Consider the following 20,332-nt stretch of genomic DNA (forward strand, 5'->3'; position numbering starts at 1 on the left):
AATTAAAGGGAGTTCATAGATTACCGAAGCTCCGCGGAAAGCGCAGTCCACATATGCCGGTGCCCTGTCGTTCGCCCAGGTGGCGTTGGCATTTCCACCGGCCCGACCGAATTGCGACCGCGCAAAAGGGACCCCGCACGCGAAATAGGGGCCGGAGCGCTTCCGCGCTCCGGCCCCGTTCGGGGGTCTCGGGTGTTACAGGAGTTCGCCTTCGAGCCATTCCACGAACGTGCCGGAGATGGCGGTGCCGCAGTCGATGAGCTCTTCGAGGAGCGCGGTGGTGATGCCGGGGCGGACGGGGACCTGGATCTCGCCGAACACCGGGAGCGCGCCGGACTCGGTGGGTTCGCCGAGGTACGCCTTGAGGAAGCGGCGCGTGCGGTTCCACTCGTTCATGGCCGAGTAGCCGCGCTCGGCCCACTCGCGGGGGACGGTCTGGTAGGCGCGGGCGCGCAGCACCAGGATGTCGGCGTCGGGGCCCTCGGCGCGGACCTGGACGATGTGGCGCTCCCAGAGGGCCACGATGCCGCCGTTCTCGTCGACGAGGTAGCGGATGTCGAGGTTCTTGAGGGCCGCGATGATGCGGTCGGCGTCGAGCGGGGCGGCCTCGTCGCGGGCGTCGGCGGCGATCTGCTCGAGGTCGGTGATGAACTCGGGGTCGATCTCGGCGAGGTCCTTCTTGATGAGGTGCCAGCGGTCGATCTCGGAGATCTGCTCCTCTTCGGGTCCGAGGAGGAGCTGCTCGGCGGAGAGCTCGTGGCGCAGCTCGCGGGAGGCGAGCTCGTACTCGAGCGCGTCGGGGGCCTCCTCGCGCCGCTCGGCGCGCGGGTTCGGGACCGCGCTGGGCTGGCTGCCGCGGGCCTGGGCGCGTTCGGCCGAGCCGCCGATCTCGCTGTCGGCCTCGGCGACCGCCTCGGTCACCGGGTCGTCTTCTGCGTCGCGTTTTCTGCTTCGCCACCATGCCATGGTGTTGTCCGCCTTCCCACCCAAAATGCGAATCACTGGCAGTGCTTGGGTACTTCGTTGGCATTCGTATTGGACTGTGCCTTTGGTCTTTGACCGTGCCGTTGGTCTCCGACTGTGCTGTTAGTCTTCGACCGCGCCATTGGCGTTCGTCTGTGCCATTGGTTGCGGTTGGTTGTGCTTCGCCGGGCACAGCCAAGTTACGTCGCGTTGCAGTGAGCAGACTAGGGACTCGGTGCGACTTGGCACAACCGTCAGCCAATCCTGACTGAAAGTATGAACCGTCGAGCGTTTGTTCGCAGGCCCGTACTGGGTACTGTCACCGGTTTCATATGTATCAGAGTCGGAGGCGTCGTCCCATCCTCCGGACGTCGGAAATCAGTCACTGAACGGTGTGACCGCCCAACGGTCACAACAGGGGCAGTCCGCGGTCGCGTTCCCAGACGGTGCCGAAGGTGCCGGAGAGGCCCAGGCGGCGCCCGGCGCGCAGGACCTTCACCGGGTCGTCGCCGAGGAAGCCCATGCGGCACAGGGCGGCGACGAGGCGGACCTGGACCGGGAAGAGGCGGCCGTCGCGCTCGACGGTGAGGGCCACGTGGTCGAGCATGGCGTCGCGCAGGCGGCGGTCGCCCACGCCGTGGCCGCGCCGCTCGCGCAGGGCCGCGCCGGCCTTGCGGTCGATGTCGGCGACGTCGGCGGCGGGGACGGTCTCGACCGTGGTCCAGGGCCGCCGCGGGAGGCGCCCGCGCCAGGCGGCCTCGGGCTGCGCGGCCCCGCTGCCGGCGGCGAGGTCCGCGGCGCGGTAGACGCCCTCGGGGACGGCCGCCTCGCGCACCGCGAGGACCCCGATGGGCAGGGTCGCCCACAGGCGGCCCTCGCGGGCGAGGACGGGCGCGTCCGGGTCGAGGCGGGCGACGCGCGCGGCGAAGGCGAGGCCGTCGCCGGCGGTCAGTCGGTCCATCGCTCGAGGAAGTCCCGCTCGGCGGCGGTGACGCGCCGGGGCCGCTGGGTCTCGGTGTTGAACGGCACCATGACCGACCGGGCCTTGAGCGCGAGCTTGTCGTTCGCGAACAGCTCGTAGGCGAACGTGAACGACGAGTTCCCGATCCGCTCGATCCAGACCTCGACGCGCGTCTCGGCCGGGACGGTCACGGGGAGGAGGAAGTCCACCTCGTGGCGGGCGACGACGACCCCTTCGCGGAAGCCGGTGATCCCGGCCGCCTCGGCGGTGTCGAACATCATCGCCACCCGCGCCTCTTCGAGCAGCACCATGAACTTGTTGTTGTTGACGTGCCCGAAGACGTCCATGTCGGACCACCGGAGGGCGACGTCGGTCGTGAAGCGCGCCATGGCTAGTCCCGGGTGAGCTTCCGGTGGGTGACCCGGTGCGGCTTGGCGGCCTCGGCGCCGAGGCGGTCGACCTTGTTCTTCTCGTAGGACTCGAAGTTGCCCTCGAACCAGAACCACGCGGGCTCGCCGGTGGCCGGGTCGCCCTCCCACGCGAGGATGTGGGTGGCGACCTTGTCGAGGAAGGCCCGGTCGTGCGAGATGACCACGGCGCAGCCGGGGAAGTCGAGCAGGGCGTTCTCGAGGCTGGAGAGGGTCTCGACGTCGAGGTCGTTGGTGGGCTCGTCGAGCAGGAGCACGTTGCCGCCCTCCTTGAGGGTGAGCGCCAGGTTGAGGCGGTTGCGCTCGCCGCCGGAGAGGACCTTGACGGGCTTCTGCTGGTCCGGGCCCTTGAAGCCGAACGCGGCGATGTAGGCGCGGCTGGGCATCTCGACCTTGCCGACCATGAGGTAGTCGAGGCCGTCGGAGACGACCTGCCACACGGACTTGTCGCCGTCCAGGCCCGCCCGGTTCTGGTCCACATAGGAGAGCTGCACGGTGCCGCCGACGCTGACCTCGCCCGAGTCGGGCTTCTCCAGGCCCACGATGGTCTTGAACAGCGTGGTCTTGCCGACGCCGTTGGGGCCGATGATGCCCACGATGCCGTTGCGCGGCAGCGAGAAGCTCAGGCCGTTGATGAGGGTGTTCCCGTCGAAGCCCTTGTACAGGTCCTTGACCTCGATCACCGACGAGCCCAGGCGCGGCCCCGGCGGGATCTGGATCTCCTCGAAGTCGAGCTTGCGGGTCTTGTCGGCCTCGGCGGCCATCTCCTCGTACCGGCCCAGGCGGGCCTTGGACTTGGTCTGGCGGGCCTTGGCGTTCGAGCGGACCCACTCCAGCTCGTCGCGCAGGCGCTTCTGGAGCTTGGAGTCCTTGCGGCCCTCCACCTTCATGCGCTCGGCCTTCTTCTCCAGGTAGGTGGAGTAGTTGCCCTCGTACGGGTAGGTCCGGCCGCGGTCGAGCTCCAGGATCCACTCCGCGACGTTGTCGAGGAAGTACCGGTCGTGGGTGATGGCGATGACGGCGCCGGGGTAGGAGGCGAGGTGGCGCTCCAGCCACAGCACCGACTCGGCGTCGAGGTGGTTGGTGGGCTCGTCGAGCAGGAGGAGGTCGGGCTCCTCCAGCAGCAGCTTGCACAGGGCGACGCGGCGGCGCTCGCCTCCGGAGAGGTGGTCGACCTGCTCGTCGCCGGGAGGGCACCGGAGGGCGTCCATCGCCTGCTCCAGGCGCGAGTCCAGCTCCCAGGCGTTAGCGGCGTCGAGCTCCTCCTGGAGGCGGCCCATCTCCGTCATGAGCTCGTCGGTGTAGTCGGTGGCCATCTCCATGGCGACCTCGTTGAACCGGTCGAGCTTCGCCTGGATCGGGGCGACGGCCTCCTGGACGTTCTCCATGACCGTCTTGCCCTCGGTCAGCGGCGGCTCCTGCGCGAGCAGGCCCACCGTCGCGCCCGCGGCCAGCTTCGCCTCGCCGTTCGAGACCTGGTCGAGCCCCGCCATGATCTTGAGCAGGCTCGACTTGCCGGCGCCGTTGGGGCCGACGACGCCGATCTTCGCACCCGGGTTGAACCAGAGGTTGACGTCATCGAGGATGACCTTGTCACCATGCGCCTTGCGGGCTTTTTCCAGGGAGAAGATGAACTGCGCCACGCTGATCCTTCGCTTTGCGACGAGCTGTACGGAACTGACCGGTACCAATGATGTCAAGTCCTGGGGGCCTCCCGCCAATCAGGGCCTCGGCGGGAGGCGTGTGCGTCACCACGGCCCTCTCGCACCCCTCCCCCGCTAGGCTTGTGGAAAGGAGGAACACATTGAGCAACGCATCGTTCATCGTCGTCGCCAACCGCCTCCCCGTCGACGCGGTCGTCGATGAAGAGGGAAACAAAACCTGGCGCCGATCCCCTGGCGGCCTCGTCACCGCCCTCGAACCCGTTCTCCAGGCCAACCGGGGCACCTGGATCGGCTGGGCCGGCATCGCCGGCGCGGCCCCCGAGCCCTTCGAGTCCGACGGCGTCACGCTGCTGCCGGTCGAACTCAGCGAGAACGAGGTGCTCCGCTACTACGAGGGGTTCTCGAACGCCTCGCTGTGGCCGCTCTACCACGACGCGGTCGAGCCCCGCGTCTTCCGCCGCTCCTGGTGGAAGTCCTACTACGAGGTGAACGAGCGGTTCGCCGAGGTGTGCGCCAGCGAAGCCGCCCCCGGTGCGACCGTCTGGGTCCAGGACTACCAGCTCCAGCTCGTCCCGGGCATGCTGCGCGAGCGGCGCCCAGACCTGCGGATCGGGTTCTTCCTGCACATCCCGTTCCCGCCCGTCGAGCTGTTCATGCAGCTCCCCCACCGGATGGAGATCCTCAAGGGCCTCCTCGGCGCCGACCTCGTCGGCTTCCAGCGGCCCCTGGCGGCGCAGAACTTCCTGGCGCTCACCCGGCACCTCCTCGGCTACCGGCCGAGGGGGCACTACGTCACCGTCGACGACCGCCTGGTCAGGGCCGACGCCTTCCCCATCTCCATCGACACCGCCGCCAACGAGGAGGTCGCGGGCACCGAACGCGTCCGCCAGCGCGCCAAGGAGATCCGCGCCGAGCTCGGCGAACCCGAGACGATCATCCTGGGCGTCGACCGGCTCGACTACACCAAGGGCATCGAGCGGCGCCTCAAGGCGTTCCGCGAACTGCTGGAGGACGGGCGCCTGACGGTCCCCAAGACCGTCATGATCCAGGTCGCGACCCCCAGCCGCGAGCGCGTCGACCAGTACATCGCCCTGCGCGAGCGGGTCGAGCGCGAGGTCGGGCGCATCAACGGCGAGTACGGCGTGGTCGGCCTCCCCGCCGTCCACTACCTGCACCAGTCCTTCGACCGGTATGAGCTGGCGGCCCTGTACCAGGCCGCCGACGTGATGGCCGTGACACCTTTGAGGGACGGGATGAACCTCGTCGCGAAGGAGTACGTGGCCAGCCAGGTCGACAACCGCGGCGCGCTCGTGTTGAGCGAGTTCGCCGGTGCCGCAGGGGATCTGCGGCAGGCGTTCCTCGTCAACCCGCACGATCTGACAGACCTGAAAGACGGATTCGTGACAGCGGCGAACGCGACCGCCGACGATAAGATGAAGAGGATGCGCGCCATGAGGAGGTACCTGCGCAAGCACGACGTCTCCCGGTGGGCGCGCAGCTTCCTCACGGCGCTGGGAGTTCCGGAGCGCAGCGCGGCGTACAATCCGGGCAGCCTGCCCTCCGCCGACTGAAAACGGCAGGCAGGGGCCGGTAGGCACACATAATCCGCAACGACGGTGTTGGAGAGATACGCCAAGATGACCGCACCTAGCCCAGAGGGCCGTGCTCCGGAGGCCCCAGGGTCCTCCGAAGAGCTCCGCTCGGCCCTCACCCTGCTCGCACGCGTTCCGCAGCTGCTGATCGCGTGCGACTACGACGGCACGCTCGCCCCCATTGTGACCGACCCCTCGCAGGCCAAACCGATCCCCGAGTCGGTGTCGGCCCTGCGGACGCTCGCGAACCTGCCGCAGACCAAGGTCGCGGTCATCTCCGGTCGCGCCCTGCGCGACCTGGCGGCCCTGTCCCGCCTGCCTTCAGAGGTACACCTGGTCGGATCCCACGGGTCCGAGTTCGACATCGGCTTCACCCGGGCGCTCTCCAGCGAGGACCAGCGGCTGCGCGACAAGCTCGTCGCCGAGCTGTCCGCGATCGCCGAACGCTACGAGGGCGCCCGCGTGGAGCCCAAGCCCGCGGGTGCGGCGCTGCACGTGCGCGAGAGCACCGACGAGCACGCGCTCGCCGCCGTCGAGGACGTCCGCGAGGGCCCCTCGTCGTGGGACGGCGTGCAGACCACCGAGGGCAAGGCCGTCATCGACCTGTCCGTGGTCGCCACCCACAAGGGCGACGCCCTCGACAAGCTCCGCCACCAGCTCGGGGCCTCCGCGGTCCTGTTCCTGGGCGACGACGTCACCGACGAGAACGCGTTCGCGCACCTCCACGGCCCCGACGTCGGCGTCCGGATCGGCCCCGGCCCCACCCGGGCCGCGTACCGGATCGCCGACCCCGAGGCGGTCGCGGTCCTCCTCGCCAACCTCGTCGACACCCGCCGGGCCTGGCTCCAGGGCGAGTCCGCGCAGCTCATCGAGCGTCACTCGATGCTCGCCGACGGCGCCAACCACGCGCTGCTCACCCCCGAGGGCCGCGTCACCTGGATGTGCCACCCCAAGCCCGACTCGGGCTCGGTCTTCGCCGACCTGCTCGGCGGCGACCACGCCGGGCACTTCACCGTGCAGCCGGTCAGCGCGGGCATCCCGCTCGGCCAGCGGTACGTGGCCGGGACGATGACCGTCGAGACCCGCTGGTCGGGCCTGTCGGTCACCGACTGGCTCGACTCGACCCCGCGCCGCCGCGGCGACCTCAACGCCACGGTCCTGGTCCGCGAGATCACCGGGGAGATCCCCGTCAAGATCACGTTCGCGCCGCGTCCGGAGTTCGGGCAGCTGCCCGTGCAGCTCCAGCCCGTCGGCGACGACGGCCTCAAGGTCCTCGGCGGCCGCGAGCCCATCAGCCTGCGGTCCCCGGGCGTGGAGTGGCACATCGAGTACGACGGGCAGCACTCGCTGGCCGTCGCCACCGTCGACCTCGCCCAGACCGGCGGGTCGCTGGTGATCGAGATGCGCGCCGGGATCGACGACATCAGCGAATGGCGCCCGCCGGTCCACGTCCGCCGCCGCACCACCGAGGCGGGCTGGCGCAACTGGTCCGACTCGCTCAAGCTGCCGCGCATCGAGTCCGAGACCGTCGGGCGATCCGCCTTGACGCTCAAGGCCCTGTGCTACCAGCCGACCGGCGCGATCCTCGCCGCCGGCACCACCTCGCTGCCCGAGGAGCTCGGCGGGGTCCGCAACTGGGACTACCGGTTCTGCTGGATCCGCGACGCCGCGATGACCGCGAACGCGCTGGTCGACCTCGGCTCGCTCCAGGAGGCCGAGTCCTACTTCGCGTGGATCGCCGGGATCCTGGAGCGCACCGCCGGGCACCCCGAGCGGCTCGCCCCGCTCTACGACATCGAGGGCCAGGCCCCCAGCCCCGAGGCCATCATCGACACGCTGCCCGGGTACGCCGGGGCGCGGCCGGTGCGCATCAACAACGCCGCGTCGAACCAGGTCCAGCTGGACGTGTTCGGCCCGGTCGCGATGCTCATCGAGTCCGTGGCCCAGCGCCGCGGGCACCTCTCGGAGTTCGAGGAGCGCGTCATGGCGAGCATGGTCGAGGCCGTCGCCAAGCGCTGGCACGAGCCCGACCACGGCATCTGGGAGGCCCGCCAGGCCCCGCGGCACCACGTGTACTCCAAGGTCATGTGCTGGGTGACCGTCGACCGCGCGATGAAGGTCGCCGAGCAGTTCGGCATGGAGTACAAGCCCGAGTGGCCCGAGCTGCGCGACCAGATCGCGAAGAACGTGCTCGAACTGGGCTGGAACGACGAGATCGGCGCGTACACGGCCGCGTACGGCCACGACGACCTCGACGCGGCGTCCCTGTGGATCGGGCTCTCGGGCCTGCTCCCGCCGGACGACCCGCGGTACCTGCGCACCGTCCTCAAGATCGAGGCCGGACTGCGCTCGGGGCCGACCGTGTACCGCTACCACCGCGACGACGGCCTGCCTGGCACCGAGGGCGGGTTCATCATCTGCGCCGCGTGGCTCGCCGAGGCGTACCTCCAGGTGGACCGCCGCACCGACGCCGAGGAGCTGTTCGAGCAGATCCTCGCGTGCGCGGGCCCGACGGGCCTGCTGCCCGAGCAGTGGGACCCGATCGCCGAGCGCGGGCTGGGCAACCACCCGCAGGCGTACTCGCACCTGGGGCTGATCCGGGTCGCGAACCTGCTCAACGGCACCGCCGGACGCATCTGAGGAGGACTCGGGGCGGGGGCTAATCTGGACGGGACAGTTGTCCCCGGCAGAGAGCCCCCGCCTTGAGCCTCCCCACACCGGCCATCCCCGGATTCCGCGACTTCGAGATGGTCGCGCACGGGTCGACCGCGTTCGTGTACCGCGCCGTGCAGGAGCGCCTCGACCGCACCGTGGCCGTGAAGGTCCTCCTCGTCGACGACGACATGACCACCGCCGACTCGGTCGAGAAGGAGCTCGAGGCCACCGTCGCGGTCTCCAACCACCCCCACATCGTCTCGATCATCGACACCGGGCACACCGAGGCCGGGCAGCCGTTCATCGTCATGGAGTACTGCGAGGGCGGCTCCTACTCGGCGATCCTCAAAGCGAACGGCCCGCTGCCGGTGCCGGACGTGCTCGACGTCGGCGTCAAGATCGGGCAGGCCCTCCAGGCCGCCCACCACGCGGACATCCTCCACCGGGACGTCAAGCCGCAGAACATCCTCCGCGGCCAGTACGGGCCCGCGCTCGCGGACTTCGGGATCGCCCGGACCGCCGCGGCGCTGGCGGCGACGGCCGCCATCGACAAGCTCACCCCGCTCCACGCCTCGCCCGAGGCGCTGCTGCGCCAGGCGCAGACGCCCGCGAGCGACCTGTTCAGCCTCGCCTCCAGCATGTGGCACCTCCTCGCCGGGTACGCGCCGTTCGCGAACCCCGCGGGCGGCACGGACCCCGACACGCACCGCCAGCGCGTGACCTCCGACGAGCCGCCGCCGAAGCTCCCCCGCGACGACGTCCCCGAGTGGCTGGAGGGCCTGCTCGTGCGGAGCCTGTCGCGGGACCCGGCGCGGCGCCCGGCCTCGTGCGAGGCGTTCGCCGAGGAGCTCCAGCGGGGCATGTACGGCGGCGGGGTCGGCAAGGCCGCGGCGCCGTCGGTGATCGGGGACGTCTCGAACGAGGAGACGGTGTACCGGCCCGAGGTGGCCTCGCGGGGCACGCGGGTGCCGCTCGACCCGTTCGCGCCCGTGCAGCATCCGCCGATGCCGCACTCGGAGTACGGGAACACGCTCGGTTCGACCGCGGGCGGGATGACCGGCGGGGGCACCGGGGGCGGGTTCGGGTCGCAGCTGGGCCACGCGGTGGACCCGCGGTACGCGCAGCTGAACGGGCCGCAGCTGAGCGGGGCGCCCATGGCGGCGCCGCCGGTCTCGGCCGCGCCGTTCTCGGGGGCGCCGATGTCCGCGCAGCCGTTCTCGGGCGCTCCGGCGTCCGCGGCGCCGCACATCGCCCCGTACTCGGCGCCGCCGCAGGCGCCGGTGAGCATGCAGCCGCCGCCCTCGCCGTGGACGGCGCAGCAGGCGGCCCCGCCGGTGTCGGGGCACCCGGCGCAGCCGGAGCAGGTGTTCGCGCCGCCGGTGATCGGCCGGGACGGCGCGAAGCAGCGCAAGACCAAGGCGTACAAGCCCGCCAAGCAGGTCCAGGCGCGCCAGAAGGACACGCGGAGCCTCAAGGGGTACGTGTACCTGGGTCTGGCGATCACGGTGGTCCTGGGGCTCGTGATGGCCGCGTGGCTGTGGCTGATCCTGCCGAACCAGGACGAGGGCGATCTGGACCGGGCGAACACCGAGGGGCAGGGCGCGCCGACCGCCGTGGCAATCGACTCGTGGGACGCGGGCGAGGTGACGCTGTCGTGGACGGAGCCGGAGGGGGCCACGGACACGTTGCGCTACATCGTGTTCGCGCAGCGCGTGGGCGACGACCGGGCCGAGGCGCTGAACACCGAGGGGACGCTGGAGACCGAGTTCACCACGGCCGGGTTCAGCCCGGACCAGGACTACTGCTTCCAGGTGAGCGCACTGTGGTCGGTCGACGAGGTGCCGATGTCCGAACCCGTGTGCACGGCCGATCTCGGAGATTGACCGAATACCCGATAAGGGCCGCCCGATCGGGTGAAGTCCCCCACTCGGCAGTGCCAATCCGGGAGTGCATTCCGCAGTTGCAGGAATTGGGCGCCGAATGGTCATTCGATCATTTGTTCGAATGGATATTCGGCGCCCAAAGAAATGCGCCCCACGCCCGGAGGGCATGGAGCGCTGCTGTCGCGGGTGCGAAACCTAGGCGGCGACGGCTTCGGCGGAGAACGCGCCGGCCTCTTCGAGGGACTTCAGGGTGGTGTCCCAGCCCTGCTCGGCGGGCTGCTTGGCCGCGAGGCCCTCGATCTCGACCTTGATCTTCTCGCCGTGGCCGGCGGCGGCCAGGGCCTTGACGGCCTCGGTGAACGCCTCGGAGCCGGTGGCGAGGTGCAGGGTCTTGCCGTCGGTCAGGTTGCGCAGGTAGACGTGCTTGCCGCCGTTGAGCGGGATCAGGTACTTGAACTCGCCCAGGACGCTGAGGCCCGCGGCGCCCTTGCCCTGGCCGGCCTTGACGGAAGCGCGTGCTGTCTTGGAAGTGTTGGCTGCCACGCCGGTCTCCTCACCATGTCGTGTAGACGGATCTCGGTCTCACGCAGGAAGAGCAGCCCCGAAGACTGGCACTGAACCTGGGTTGGACCACAAAAGAAAACCGACAGTATGCCGGTCATGCGCAAGTGTAGCTCAGGTGCGGCCTGCGACGACTAGCACATAGACCAGGTGTGACACATCGAATGATCGAAAAAGTGAGTGCCCGGAGCCGTTTAAGCCTAGCGCGATGCTTTCGAAGCTGTCAGTATGTAACAGAGCGGAATAGCGCGCCGGGTCCGAGTTCATCCCTTCATCGGCCCGGCCGATACCCGTTGGGCGACTTCAAGTCGTATCCAGATGACCACAAGGAGTGAGCCAGTACTCAGATACGCCGATTCCCAAGGAGGTGCGCGATGCAGACACGCGGCGTGATCTACATCCACTCCAGCCCGCTGGCCGTGTGCCCGCACGTCGAGTGGGCGATCGGGCGTGTCCTGGAGAGCTCCGGCGGCACCTCGCGGCAGGGAACGGTGAAGCTGGGCTGGTCCCCGCAGGACGCCGAGCGCGGCACCATGCGCGCCGAGCGCGCCTGGACCGGCTACGCCGGCATGGGCGCCGAGTTCGCGAAGGCCCTCGCGCAGTGGCCGATGCTCCGCTTCGAGGTCACCGAGCTCCCGAGCGCGGGCGTCGACGGCGAGCGCATCATGCACGTCCCCGGCCGCGGCGCCTACCGCGCCGCGATGAGCGCCAGCGGCGACATCATGATCGCCGAGGACCGCATCCGCGCGCTCCTGGCGACGACCACCAGCGCCGAGGCGCTGCGCTCGGGGCTGGACCAGCTCCTGGGCCTGGAGTGGGAGCGGGAGCTCGCGCCGTACCGGCAGGCCGCCGGCGGCACCGAGCAGTCCTGGCTCTCCCAGGTCAGCTAGACGCAGAACAGGAACGGCCGCAACGCGATCGCGTTGCGGCCGTTCCGCTGCGCCTCGGAGGTCGCCGTTCCCGGGGTCGTCGCCCTAGCGGTCGCCGCTCCGGAGTTCGTCGCTTTCGAGGCGGTCGTTCTAGAGGTCGTCGACGAGGTTGTCGAAGTTCGGGCCGTCGGTGCGCGAGCGCTTGAGCTCGTAGAAGCCCGGCGTCGTGGTCACGGCGTAGACGCCGTCCCACAGCTTCGCGGCGGCCTCGCCCTGCGGGGCGGGGGTCACGACCGGGCCGAAGAGGCCGACCTTGACGCCCTCGTCGTTCTCGACCGCGACGACGGGCGTGCCGACGTCGGTGCCGACCAGGCCGATGCCGCGCTGGTGCGAGGCGCGCAGGGCCTCGTCCCACTCGTCGGTCTTCGCGGCCGCGGCGAGCTCGACCGGGAGGCCGACCGCTTCGAGGGCCGACGGGAGGTAGGCGTCGGCGTCGCGCTCCTTGCGGAGGTGGATGCGGTTGCCGAGGGCGGTGTAGAGGCGGCCGAGCGTCGCGTTGTCGTACTGCTCGGCGACGGCGGTCGCCACGCGGACGGCGGGGAGGGTCGCGGGCAAGAACTCGCGGTAGCCCTCGGGGAGCTCGTCGAGCTTGGGCTCGTTGAGGACGAAGAGGCTCATGACGTTCCAGCGCACGTCCAGGTCGCGGTGCTTCGCGGCCTCGATGATCCAGCGTGAGGTCATCCACGCCCACGGGCAGGCGGGATCGAACCAGAAGTCGACGGTCTTGGGTTGTGTCATGCGCCTAGAGTACTTTCAATTTGAACTAGTTCCCAGGCGCCTCGTCACTATGATCCGAACCCACTCCCAATCCCGATAAAAAGGATAAACTTGCCGCTGATGCTGGTGAATACGCGACAAGATGACATAACGGGCCGCATGTTCGAAAGCCCCGCCGAGTTCGGCCCCGAGCCGTTCGGCGCCGCTCCGGCCCCGTCGTTCGAGATCCTCACGCTCGCGCGGCTGCGCGCGGGCGCCGCCGGGCTCACGCGGCCGTTCCGGCCGGACCGGCACTGCCTCGTCACGCTCACCTCGGGCGCGCTGCGGCACGCCGTCGACTTCCGCGAGCACGCGATCGCCCCGGGCCAGTGGCTGTGGGCACGGCCCGGGCAGGTGCAGCGGTGGGGCGACCTCGACCGCGCCGAAGGTGTGCTCATCCGGTTCGCGACCGGATTCCTCGACCCCGACACCGCGATCGGGGTGTGCGCGGACGACCCGCACGCGCCGGTGCTGCGCGCGCCGGCCGCTGAAGACCACGCGCTGCTGCGGGCCGCGATGACGCAGCTCCAGTGGGAGCACTCGGCCGACCGCCTCGCGCCCGACACCCGGCGGCAGGTGCTGCGGCACCTGCTCGCGGTGCTGGTGCTGCGGGTGGCGAGCCTGCCGGCGGTGTCGGCGGGGAGCGAGCAGGGCGAGGTGTACCTGTCGTTCCGCGACGCGGTGGAGCGGGACTTCGCGAACACGCGGACGTTGAGCGACTACGCCGAGGCCCTGGCGTGCTCGCCGAGGACGCTCTCGCGAGCGACGATCGCGGCGGTCGGCATGCCCGCCAAGGAGTTCATCGACCGGCGGGTGGTGCTGGAGGCCAAGCGCATGCTCGCATGCTCGGCGACCCCCGCGGCCCGCATCGGCGAGCGCCTGGGCTTCTCCAGCGCCACGAACTTCAACAAGTTCTTCGCCCAGCGCACGGGCCGCACGCCGATCGCCTTCCGCAGCGAGATCCTGGAGCCGCGCCGGTAGTCGTGCACCCCAAGGACCCGCCGGGACCTCGGGGTTGGGCCCCCGGTTTTCAACGGTGCCGCAGGGGTCCGACAGAACGCGGGCGGTGGGCTCGTCGGGCCGACGTGCTTTGGCTAACAGTCACTGTCGCGCGGGTGCTTCAGCTCGCCGCCGCGCTGTGCTCTCGCTCGCTGCCGCACTGTGCCCTGGTTCGCTGCCACGCTGTGCCCTAGCTCGCTGCGGCGCTGTGCCCTGGTTCGCTGCCGCACTCTGCCCTAATTCGCTGCCACGAACACCGTCTCCGGCTTCGCGGTGTCTCCCGACTCGAGGAGGACCGCGAGGAGTTCACCCGCTTCGTCGAGGACGGCGTAGCGGCCCGCGATGCCCACGGCCGCAAGGGGCTTGCCGTAGGAGAGGGACTTGGCCTCGGCAGGCGTGGCGGTGCGGGTCGGCATGAGGCGGGCCGCGGCCTCGCCCATCGTGAGCGCGCCGAGCGGTTCGCCCGCGTCGGAGCACTCGGCCAGGGTCTCCAGGGCGGCGGCGGTGTCGAGGCCGAAGCCGCCGATCCTGGTGCGGCGCAGTGCGGTCAGGTGGCCGCCCACTTCGAGGGCGGTGCCGAGGTCGCGGGCGATGGCCCGGATGTAGGTGCCCGAGGAGCACGAGACGTCGACGTCGACATCGGTGAAGGCGCCTTCGCGGCGGATCGCGAGGATCTCGATGGCGGCGATGGTGACGCGGCGGGGCTTGAGTTCGACGGCCTCGCCGTCGCGAACGAGCTTGTAGGCGCGCTGCCCGTCGATCTTGACGGCGCTCACGGCGCTCGGGACCTGGTCGATCTCGCCGGTCATGGCCGCGAGCGCGGCGCGGATCGCGGCTTCGGGGACCGCGGAGGCGTCGGCGGTCGCGGTCGTGTCGCCCTCGGCGTCGTCGGTCACCGTGGACTGGCCGAGGCGGATCGTCGCGGCATAGGACTTGTCGAGGCCCGACACGTAGGTGAGCAGCTTCGTGGCCTTGCCGACCGCGACGATCAGCACGCCGGTGGCCATCGGGTCGAGCGTGCCGCCGTGGCCCACCTTGCGGGTGCCGCAGATGCGGCGCATCCGGGCCACGACCCCGTGGGAGGTGATGCCCTGGGGCTTGTCGACGACGATGAGGCCCGGCTGGGGACCGTTCTGCGCTGCGCTCACGGTGGTCCAGGCTAATGGGCCGCCGGCGCGGGGCGGTTACTGGTGGCGGTCGAGGGACTCCTGGAGGGCGCGCAGCGCCTCCGCCTTCTCTTCATCCCAATTATTGGGACGGGCATGACGCTTCCGGCGAGGCGATGAATCAGTCTTCATCCTGGAAACCTTAACGGAGGTTCAGGTGCCGCACTACGCCGAATTCACATGGTGAGACGGATTTCCTCAGGCGCGCTCGGCCCCGGTGACGGCCCAGTCACCGGATCGCAAGCGCCACAGGATGAGTCCGAGCCGCACGAGCATGAAGACGGCGATGCCGCCCCAGATCCCCGTGAGGCCCCAGCCGAACACGAGCGTCAGCCATGTGAACGGCAGGCCGCTCGCGATCGAGATGACCGTCATGTTCCGCATGAACCGCAGGTCCCCCGCGCCGATGAGGACGCCGTCAAGGGCGAACACCACGCCCGCGACGGGCAGCAGCAGTACCAGCCACGGCCAGATGCGCCCGAGCTGGTCGTGCACCGAGGCGTCGGTGGTGAACAGGTCCGGGAGCACCGGCAGGAGCGCGAAGATCCCGACCAGGAACACCAGGCCGTAGCCGACGCCGACGACGGTGATCCGCTTGGCGGAGGCCCGCGCGGCGTCGGGGCGGCCCGCGCCGAGGTCGGCGCCGATGAGGGCCTGGGCCGCGATGGCGACCGCGTCGAGGGCCAGCGCCGCGAAGAACCACAGCTGCATGCCGATCTGGTGCGCGCCGAGGGCGGCGGTGCCGACCCGGGCGGCCACGGCCGCGGCGGAGAACGAGCTCACCTGGAACGCGGCGCCGCGGACGATGAGGTCGCCGTTGGCGACCAGCTGCTTCGACATGAGCGGCCAGTCCACGCGCAGGCTCACCCCTTCGCGGCGCAGCGCGAGGAGGAACAGCGTGCCGGAGACAGCCTGCGCGACGGCGTTGGCCCACGCGGAGCCGACCAGGCCGAGTCCGGCCGGGTAGACGAGGACCGGCGCGAGGACCGCCGAGAGGAGGAAGGAGGCGGAGACGAACCACATGGGGCGGCGGGTGTCCTGGACGGCGCGCATCCAGCCCTGTCCGGCGCCCGCGACGAGGAGGAACGGGGCGCCGAGGATCGCCACGCGGAGCCATTCGGCCGCGGCGGCCTCGACGGCGGGGTCGTCGCCCATGAGCCGGGCGACCGGGCCCGCGAAGACCTCGATGAGGCCGATCATGAGCAGGCCCGCGGCGAGCGCGAGCCAGGTGCCCTGGACGCCTTCGGCGACCGCGCCGGCCCGGTCGCCCGCGCCGAAGCGGCGGGCGGCCCGGGCGGTGGTGCCGTAGGCGAGGACCGCGCCGATGAGCGGCGCGAGGCCCATGATGACGCCGCCGAGGGCGAGTCCCGCGAGCGGGACGGCGCCGAGGTGGCCGACCACGGCGGTGTCGATGAGGAGGTAGATCGGCTCAGCGGCGAGGACGACGAGGGCCGGGAGCGCCAGGGAGGCGATCTTCCGGTAGGAGGCCGGCTTCGGAGGGGCCGAGGCCGGGTCGGCGGGGGCGGCCGGGGTCACTTCCGGGGCTCGTCCCCGGCTTCGTCCTCGGGCTCTTCCTTCTCGATGTACGGGTTGGCGTCGCCGGCGTAGGCGGCGCCTTCGGCGATCTTGTGGACCTCGGCGTCGGCCGCGGCGGCCTTGGCGAGGAGCTCTTCGATCCGGTTGGCCTGGTCGGGGACGGTGTCGGCGATGAACTGGAGGGACGGCGTGTGGCGCATCCCCAGTGCCCGCCCGACGGTGGTGCGCAGGTGCCCGGTGGCGCGCTCCAGGCCCGCCGCGGACGCCTTGACCTGGTCCTCGTCGCCGAGGACGGTGTAGAAGACCGTGGCCTCGCGCAGGTCCGAGGTGATGCGCGCGTCGGTGATGGTGACCATGCCGACCCGGGGGTCCTTGAGTTTGCGGACCGCCTGGGCGGTCAGCTCCATGACCCGCTTGGACACCTGGGCCTGCTTCGCCGCGTCTGCCATCGCTCTCCTGCCTTCTGCTTTCACGCGCACCTCGGTTCGGATGCGCCTTGGTCGACCGCTCCCCGTCGTCGGGGGCGGTTCCTTGTCTTACCCGCTCGCGCCGGTCATTCGTCCTCGGGGCCGAAGACGCGCCGCCGGGCGCTGAGGAGTTCCACTTCGGGGCGTCCCGCGACGTGGTGCTCGCACGCGTCGAGGACCTCCGCGACGTGGCGGTGGTCGCCCGCGACGGCGGCGACGCCGATCGTGGTGCGGCCGTGGACTTCCTGGTCGCCGACCTCGGCGACCGCGACCTCGTACTTCCGCAGCGAGGCGACGATCGGGCGCACGTAGGAGCGCTTGGCCTTCAGCGAGCGGGAGTCCGGGGGCAGGAGGAGGTCGAATTCGGCACATCCGGTGAACACCGCTCTAGATTACGCGCCGGCCCCGACTTCCCCAAGATCTTTTGGGCTGCCGGAAATCGCCGGTTTCGCGACCTCCGTCACGGGTACCTGCCAATATGAGGCCGGAAACGGACCGAGGAGGAGCTATGGCGTCACCGCAGGGCGGTTGGGACCGCAACTACGAGCAGCCGACGCGGCCCTACCCGGCGGTGGACCCGCAGCCGGAGGACCGCCCCCGCGTGGACGCGGGGAAACTCTGGGCGGGCGGGTTCGGGACCGCCGTCGTCGCGGCGCTGGTCGCGCTCGTCGGCATCCTGCTGGTCCGGGGCGTGCTGGGGATCCACATCCTCTCGCCGTCGGACGCGGGCGCCTACGGCGACGCGACCACCACGACGTATGCGTTCGGGGCCTTCGGGGTCGCGATCCTGGCCACGGGGGCCGTGCACATGCTGCTGATGCTCATGCCGCGGCCGATGGCGTTCTTCAACTGGATCATGCTGCTGGTGGTGGCGGTGGGCGTGCTCATCCCGTTCACCGTGTCGGCGGAGGTCGAGTCGCAGATCGCGACCGCGGCGATCAACCTGGTCATCGGCCTGTGCATCATGAGCCTGCTCAACTCGGTCGCGGGGATCGCGACGCGGGCCGGGCGGACCGTGAGCGGGGACGGGATGCTGTGAGGAGGGTAGGGCCTGCCCTACCTTGAACAAGCGGGACCGCCGGGTCGTACCGGGCGGCCCGCTTTTCTACTGTTGAGGCATGCGTACAAGCCTCCGGCAACTGGGGATCGACACGGGGTACCTGCTGTCGATGTTCTTCATCGCCCTGCCCTCCTTCATCATCGGCCTCGTCGGGACCCTCCTCGGCGTCGGCACGGCGGTCATCTGGATCGGCGTGCCCATCGCCGCGGCCACGATGTTCGCCATGCGCGGCATGGCCGCGGCCGGCCGCTCGATGCTCCCGGGGGTCCTGGGCCGCGAGCTGCCCCGCCCGCGCTACAAGCAGGCCCCCGAGGACGCCTCGGCGCTGCGGCGGTTCCTGACCGCGCTCACCGACGGCCAGTCGTGGCTGAACGTCCTGTGGGCGGTCGCGGTGCTGCCGGTGTCGATCGCCGGGTTCGTGATCGCGGTCGTCTGGTGGGCGGTGACGATCGCGACGGTGACGTGGCCGCTGTGGGGCTGGATCGTCATCGCCGCCACGGGCCAGTCGGAGCAGGGCCTGGAGATCGCGGCCACCTGGCTCGGCTGGGGCGACTCGTACCTGGCGATGTCGGCGGTGACGCTCATCGCCGGCGCGGTCATGGTCCTGACGATCGTCCCGGTGATCCGGGGCATGGCGATGGCGCAGGCGCTCATCGGCAAGGGGATGCTCACCTCGATCAGCGGCCTGCACGAGCGGATCGACCAGCTGGAGGAGTCCCGGGCGGCGGCGACCTCCGCGGAGGCGGACGCGCTGCGGCGCATCGAGCGCGACATCCACGACGGTCCGCAGCAGCGCCTGGTGGGCCTGGGCATGGAGCTGGCCCGCGTCAAGCGCCAGTTGGCGACCAATCCCGAAGCGGCGCAGGAGACCTTGGAGTCGGCGATCGCGCAGACGAGGGAGACCATCGACGAGCTGCGGTCGCTCTCGCGCGGCATCGCGCCGCCGATCCTGACCGACCGCGGCCTGGAGGCGGCGCTCGCGGCCCTGTCGGCGCGCTCGCTCGTGCCGGTGGAGCTGGAGACCGACCTGAACGGCCGGTACAAGGCGGCGGTGGAGAGCACGGTGTACTTCGTGACCGCCGAGTGCCTGACGAACGTGGCCAAGCACTCGCGTGCGACCAAAGCGACGGTGTCGGTCGAGGACTGGGGCGATAGGCTGGTGCTCTCGGTCGGCGACAACGGGGTCGGGGGCGCGCACGTCTCGAAGGGGCACGGGCTCTCGGGCCTCACCGACCGGGTCAAGGCCGTCGAGGGCCAGTGGACCATCGACTCCCCCGACGGCGGTCCGACAGTGATCGTCGTGGAGGTTCCGTGCGTGTAGTCGTCGCAGACGATGCCGTGCTCATCCGGTCGGGGCTCGTGAAGCTCCTCCAGGAGTTCGAGTGCGAGGTGGTCGCCGAGGTCGGCGACGGCGACGCCCTCGTGGAGGCGGTCGCCGAGCACCGGCCCGACGTCTCCGTGGTGGACGTCCGCATGCCGCCCTCGTTCACCGACGAGGGACTGCGGGCCGCCACCCGCGCCCGGGAGGTCGTCCCGGGCGCGCCCGTGCTCATCCTGAGCCAGTACGTGGAGGTCTCCTACGCGGACGACCTGCTGGCGGACGCGAGGGGCGCGGTCGGGTACCTGCTCAAGGAGCGGGTGATCGACATCGAGGACTTCATGGACTCCCTGCGGCGGGTCGCCGCCGGGGGGACCGTGTTCGACCCGGAGGTGGTCTCGCAGCTCATGGTCCGGCGCCGCAAGAACGACCCCGTCGCGTCGCTGACGCCGCGCGAGAAGGAGGTCCTGGGCCTCATGGCCGAGGGCCACTCGAACAAGGCGATCGGCAAGAAGCTCTTCATCTCCGACGGCGCGGTCGAGAAGCACATCAGGAACATCTTCACCAAGCTCGCGCTCAGCAGCGAGGACGGGGACCACCACCGCCGGGTCAAGGCGGTCCTGGCCTACCTGCGGTCCTAGTGGCACTTGTCAGTCTGGGTTGACGACTTCGCGGTTGTCAATCTAGACTGACAGGCATGACCACTGACGACCTGTCGGCCCTGATCCGGTCCGACGACCCCGCCGTCGGCCTGCGGGCGGTCGGTGCGCTGCACCGGCTCGCCGAGCAGGTCGAGGCCGCGCACGTCGACCTCGCCCGCCGCGAAGGCTGGTCCTGGGAGCAGATCGGCGACGCCCTCGGCGTCTCCCGGCAGTCCGTCCACGCCAAGTACGGGAAGGGCCGCTGACATGTTCGAACGATTCGCCGCCACCGCCAGATCCGCCGTCACCCGCGCCGCCGCCGAGGCGCGCGAGCGGGGCGACCGCCGCGTGGGCACCGAGCACCTGCTGCTCGCCGTCCTCCAGGAGGGCGAAGGGGAGGTCCTGCTCGGCGTCACCGCCGAGGCGGCCCGCGCCGCCGCCGACGACCTCGACCGGAGGGCGCTCGCCTCGGTCGGCGTGGACGCGGAGGGCTTCCGGCCCGTTGACGTGCCCGCGAAGCGGCGCACGCCGCAGTTCAGCGCCGGGGCGAAGGACGTCCTGGCGCGGTCGCTGACGCTCGCCTCGGGCGCGCGCTCGCGCCGCATCGAGAACCGGCACCTGCTGCTGGCCCTGCTCGAACGCGATCGCCGCGACCCTGTCGCGGACCTGTTCGCCGCGCTCGGCGTCGACCCGGCCGCGGTGCGCGCCAAGCTGTTCGCGCTCTAGGGCCGGTCCGGTGGATCGGGCCCAGGT

At 70.7% G+C, this 20,332-nt stretch carries 20 protein-coding genes; 10 read left to right on the forward strand and 10 right to left on the reverse strand.

Annotated features, from left to right (window positions below; genetic code table 11):
- Window positions 1-195 precede the first annotated feature (195 nt).
- From BLS99_RS26500 to ettA, 4 genes are all read right to left on the reverse strand, one after another.
- A complete protein-coding gene (locus BLS99_RS26500) occupies window positions 196-966 on the reverse strand; it encodes a type III secretion system chaperone family protein (protein WP_218126229.1) in 771 nt (256 codons plus the stop codon).
- A gap of 406 nt (window positions 967-1,372) precedes the next feature.
- The gene (locus BLS99_RS04135; RefSeq protein WP_091043932.1) at window positions 1,373-1,924 is read right to left on the reverse strand and encodes a DUF8185 domain-containing protein; all 552 of its coding nucleotides are present in this window, start codon (window positions 1,922-1,924) and stop codon (window positions 1,373-1,375) included.
- Window positions 1,912-2,313 (reverse strand): acyl-CoA thioesterase, encoded by a 402-nt coding sequence (locus BLS99_RS04140; protein ID WP_091043935.1) that lies wholly within the window; start codon window positions 2,311-2,313, stop codon window positions 1,912-1,914. The genes BLS99_RS04135 and BLS99_RS04140 overlap by 13 nt, the downstream gene beginning before the upstream one ends.
- 2 nt (window positions 2,314-2,315) lie before the next feature.
- Complete coding sequence (gene ettA / locus BLS99_RS04145) at window positions 2,316-3,995, reverse strand: energy-dependent translational throttle protein EttA (RefSeq protein ID WP_091043939.1); 1,680 nt, start codon at window positions 3,993-3,995, stop codon at window positions 2,316-2,318.
- Window positions 3,996-4,156: 161 nt separating this feature from the next.
- On the opposite strand from ettA, the gene BLS99_RS04150 reads away from it, so the two are divergent.
- The 3 genes from BLS99_RS04150 (at window position 4,157) to BLS99_RS04160 (ending at window position 10,146) form a co-directional block, all read left to right on the forward strand.
- The gene (locus BLS99_RS04150) at window positions 4,157-5,587 is read left to right on the forward strand and encodes an alpha,alpha-trehalose-phosphate synthase (UDP-forming) (protein ID WP_245712144.1); all 1,431 of its coding nucleotides are present in this window, start codon (window positions 4,157-4,159) and stop codon (window positions 5,585-5,587) included.
- A gap of 66 nt (window positions 5,588-5,653) precedes the next feature.
- Complete coding sequence (otsB, locus tag BLS99_RS04155; protein WP_091043942.1) at window positions 5,654-8,248, forward strand: trehalose-phosphatase; 2,595 nt, start codon at window positions 5,654-5,656, stop codon at window positions 8,246-8,248.
- A gap of 62 nt (window positions 8,249-8,310) precedes the next feature.
- A complete protein-coding gene (locus BLS99_RS04160; protein WP_091043946.1) occupies window positions 8,311-10,146 on the forward strand; it encodes a protein kinase domain-containing protein in 1,836 nt (611 codons plus the stop codon).
- Between the two features lie 195 nt (window positions 10,147-10,341).
- Here the strand turns inward: BLS99_RS04160 and BLS99_RS04165 are convergent, their stop codons facing one another.
- On the reverse strand, window positions 10,342-10,689 hold the full coding sequence (locus BLS99_RS04165; protein WP_091043949.1) for a hypothetical protein: 348 nt from the start codon (window positions 10,687-10,689) through the stop codon (window positions 10,342-10,344).
- 392 nt (window positions 10,690-11,081) lie between these two features.
- Here BLS99_RS04165 and BLS99_RS04170 point away from each other — a divergent pair, with 392 nt between their 5' ends.
- Window positions 11,082-11,597 carry a DUF3145 family protein gene (locus tag BLS99_RS04170; protein ID WP_091043953.1) on the forward strand — a complete coding sequence of 172 codons (516 nt, stop codon included), beginning with the start codon at window positions 11,082-11,084 and terminating at the stop codon, window positions 11,595-11,597.
- A gap of 129 nt (window positions 11,598-11,726) precedes the next feature.
- Here the strand turns inward: BLS99_RS04170 and BLS99_RS04175 are convergent, their stop codons facing one another.
- The gene (locus tag BLS99_RS04175) at window positions 11,727-12,374 is read right to left on the reverse strand and encodes a mycothiol-dependent nitroreductase Rv2466c family protein (protein WP_091043959.1); all 648 of its coding nucleotides are present in this window, start codon (window positions 12,372-12,374) and stop codon (window positions 11,727-11,729) included.
- Window positions 12,375-12,512: 138 nt separating this feature from the next.
- On the opposite strand from BLS99_RS04175, the gene BLS99_RS04180 reads away from it, so the two are divergent.
- On the forward strand, window positions 12,513-13,373 hold the full coding sequence (locus tag BLS99_RS04180) for a helix-turn-helix domain-containing protein (protein WP_091043962.1): 861 nt from the start codon (window positions 12,513-12,515) through the stop codon (window positions 13,371-13,373).
- Window positions 13,374-13,627: 254 nt separating this feature from the next.
- On the opposite strand, the gene truB is transcribed toward BLS99_RS04180, so the two are convergent.
- From truB to BLS99_RS04200, 4 genes are all read right to left on the reverse strand, one after another.
- Window positions 13,628-14,539 carry a tRNA pseudouridine(55) synthase TruB gene (truB, locus tag BLS99_RS04185; RefSeq protein ID WP_091043966.1) on the reverse strand — a complete coding sequence of 304 codons (912 nt, stop codon included), beginning with the start codon at window positions 14,537-14,539 and terminating at the stop codon, window positions 13,628-13,630.
- 216 nt (window positions 14,540-14,755) lie between these two features.
- Window positions 14,756-16,093 carry an MATE family efflux transporter gene (locus tag BLS99_RS04190; protein ID WP_091043968.1) on the reverse strand — a complete coding sequence of 446 codons (1,338 nt, stop codon included), beginning with the start codon at window positions 16,091-16,093 and terminating at the stop codon, window positions 14,756-14,758.
- Entirely contained in the window at window positions 16,090-16,542 is a 453-nt protein-coding gene (gene rbfA, locus BLS99_RS04195) for a 30S ribosome-binding factor RbfA (protein ID WP_091043971.1), read from the reverse strand. Before rbfA ends, BLS99_RS04190 begins: the two co-directional genes overlap by 4 nt.
- 104 nt (window positions 16,543-16,646) lie before the next feature.
- Window positions 16,647-16,943, reverse strand: a complete 297-nt coding sequence (locus BLS99_RS04200; protein ID WP_091043974.1) for a DUF503 domain-containing protein — start codon at window positions 16,941-16,943, stop codon at window positions 16,647-16,649.
- A gap of 125 nt (window positions 16,944-17,068) precedes the next feature.
- On the opposite strand from BLS99_RS04200, the gene BLS99_RS04205 reads away from it, so the two are divergent.
- The 5 genes from BLS99_RS04205 to BLS99_RS04225 all read left to right on the forward strand — a co-directional run bounded on the left by BLS99_RS04205 (window position 17,069) and on the right by BLS99_RS04225 (window position 20,305).
- A complete protein-coding gene (locus BLS99_RS04205; protein WP_091043976.1) occupies window positions 17,069-17,599 on the forward strand; it encodes a DUF6069 family protein in 531 nt (176 codons plus the stop codon).
- Between the two features lie 79 nt (window positions 17,600-17,678).
- Window positions 17,679-18,941, forward strand: a complete 1,263-nt coding sequence (locus tag BLS99_RS04210; protein WP_091043979.1) for a sensor histidine kinase — start codon at window positions 17,679-17,681, stop codon at window positions 18,939-18,941.
- A complete protein-coding gene (locus tag BLS99_RS04215; protein ID WP_091043984.1) occupies window positions 18,932-19,579 on the forward strand; it encodes a response regulator in 648 nt (215 codons plus the stop codon). The genes BLS99_RS04210 and BLS99_RS04215 overlap by 10 nt, the downstream gene beginning before the upstream one ends.
- A gap of 56 nt (window positions 19,580-19,635) precedes the next feature.
- Window positions 19,636-19,845, forward strand: coding sequence for a helix-turn-helix domain-containing protein (locus tag BLS99_RS04220; protein ID WP_091043988.1), 210 nt, complete (start codon window positions 19,636-19,638; stop codon window positions 19,843-19,845).
- A 1-nt stretch (window position 19,846) separates the two neighbouring features.
- Window positions 19,847-20,305 (forward strand): Clp protease N-terminal domain-containing protein, encoded by a 459-nt coding sequence (locus BLS99_RS04225; RefSeq protein WP_091043991.1) that lies wholly within the window; start codon window positions 19,847-19,849, stop codon window positions 20,303-20,305.
- Window positions 20,306-20,332 lie beyond the last annotated feature (27 nt).

This window comes from Glycomyces sambucus, from assembly GCF_900102815.1.
Taxonomy (GTDB): domain Bacteria; phylum Actinomycetota; class Actinomycetes; order Mycobacteriales; family Micromonosporaceae; genus Glycomyces; species Glycomyces sambucus.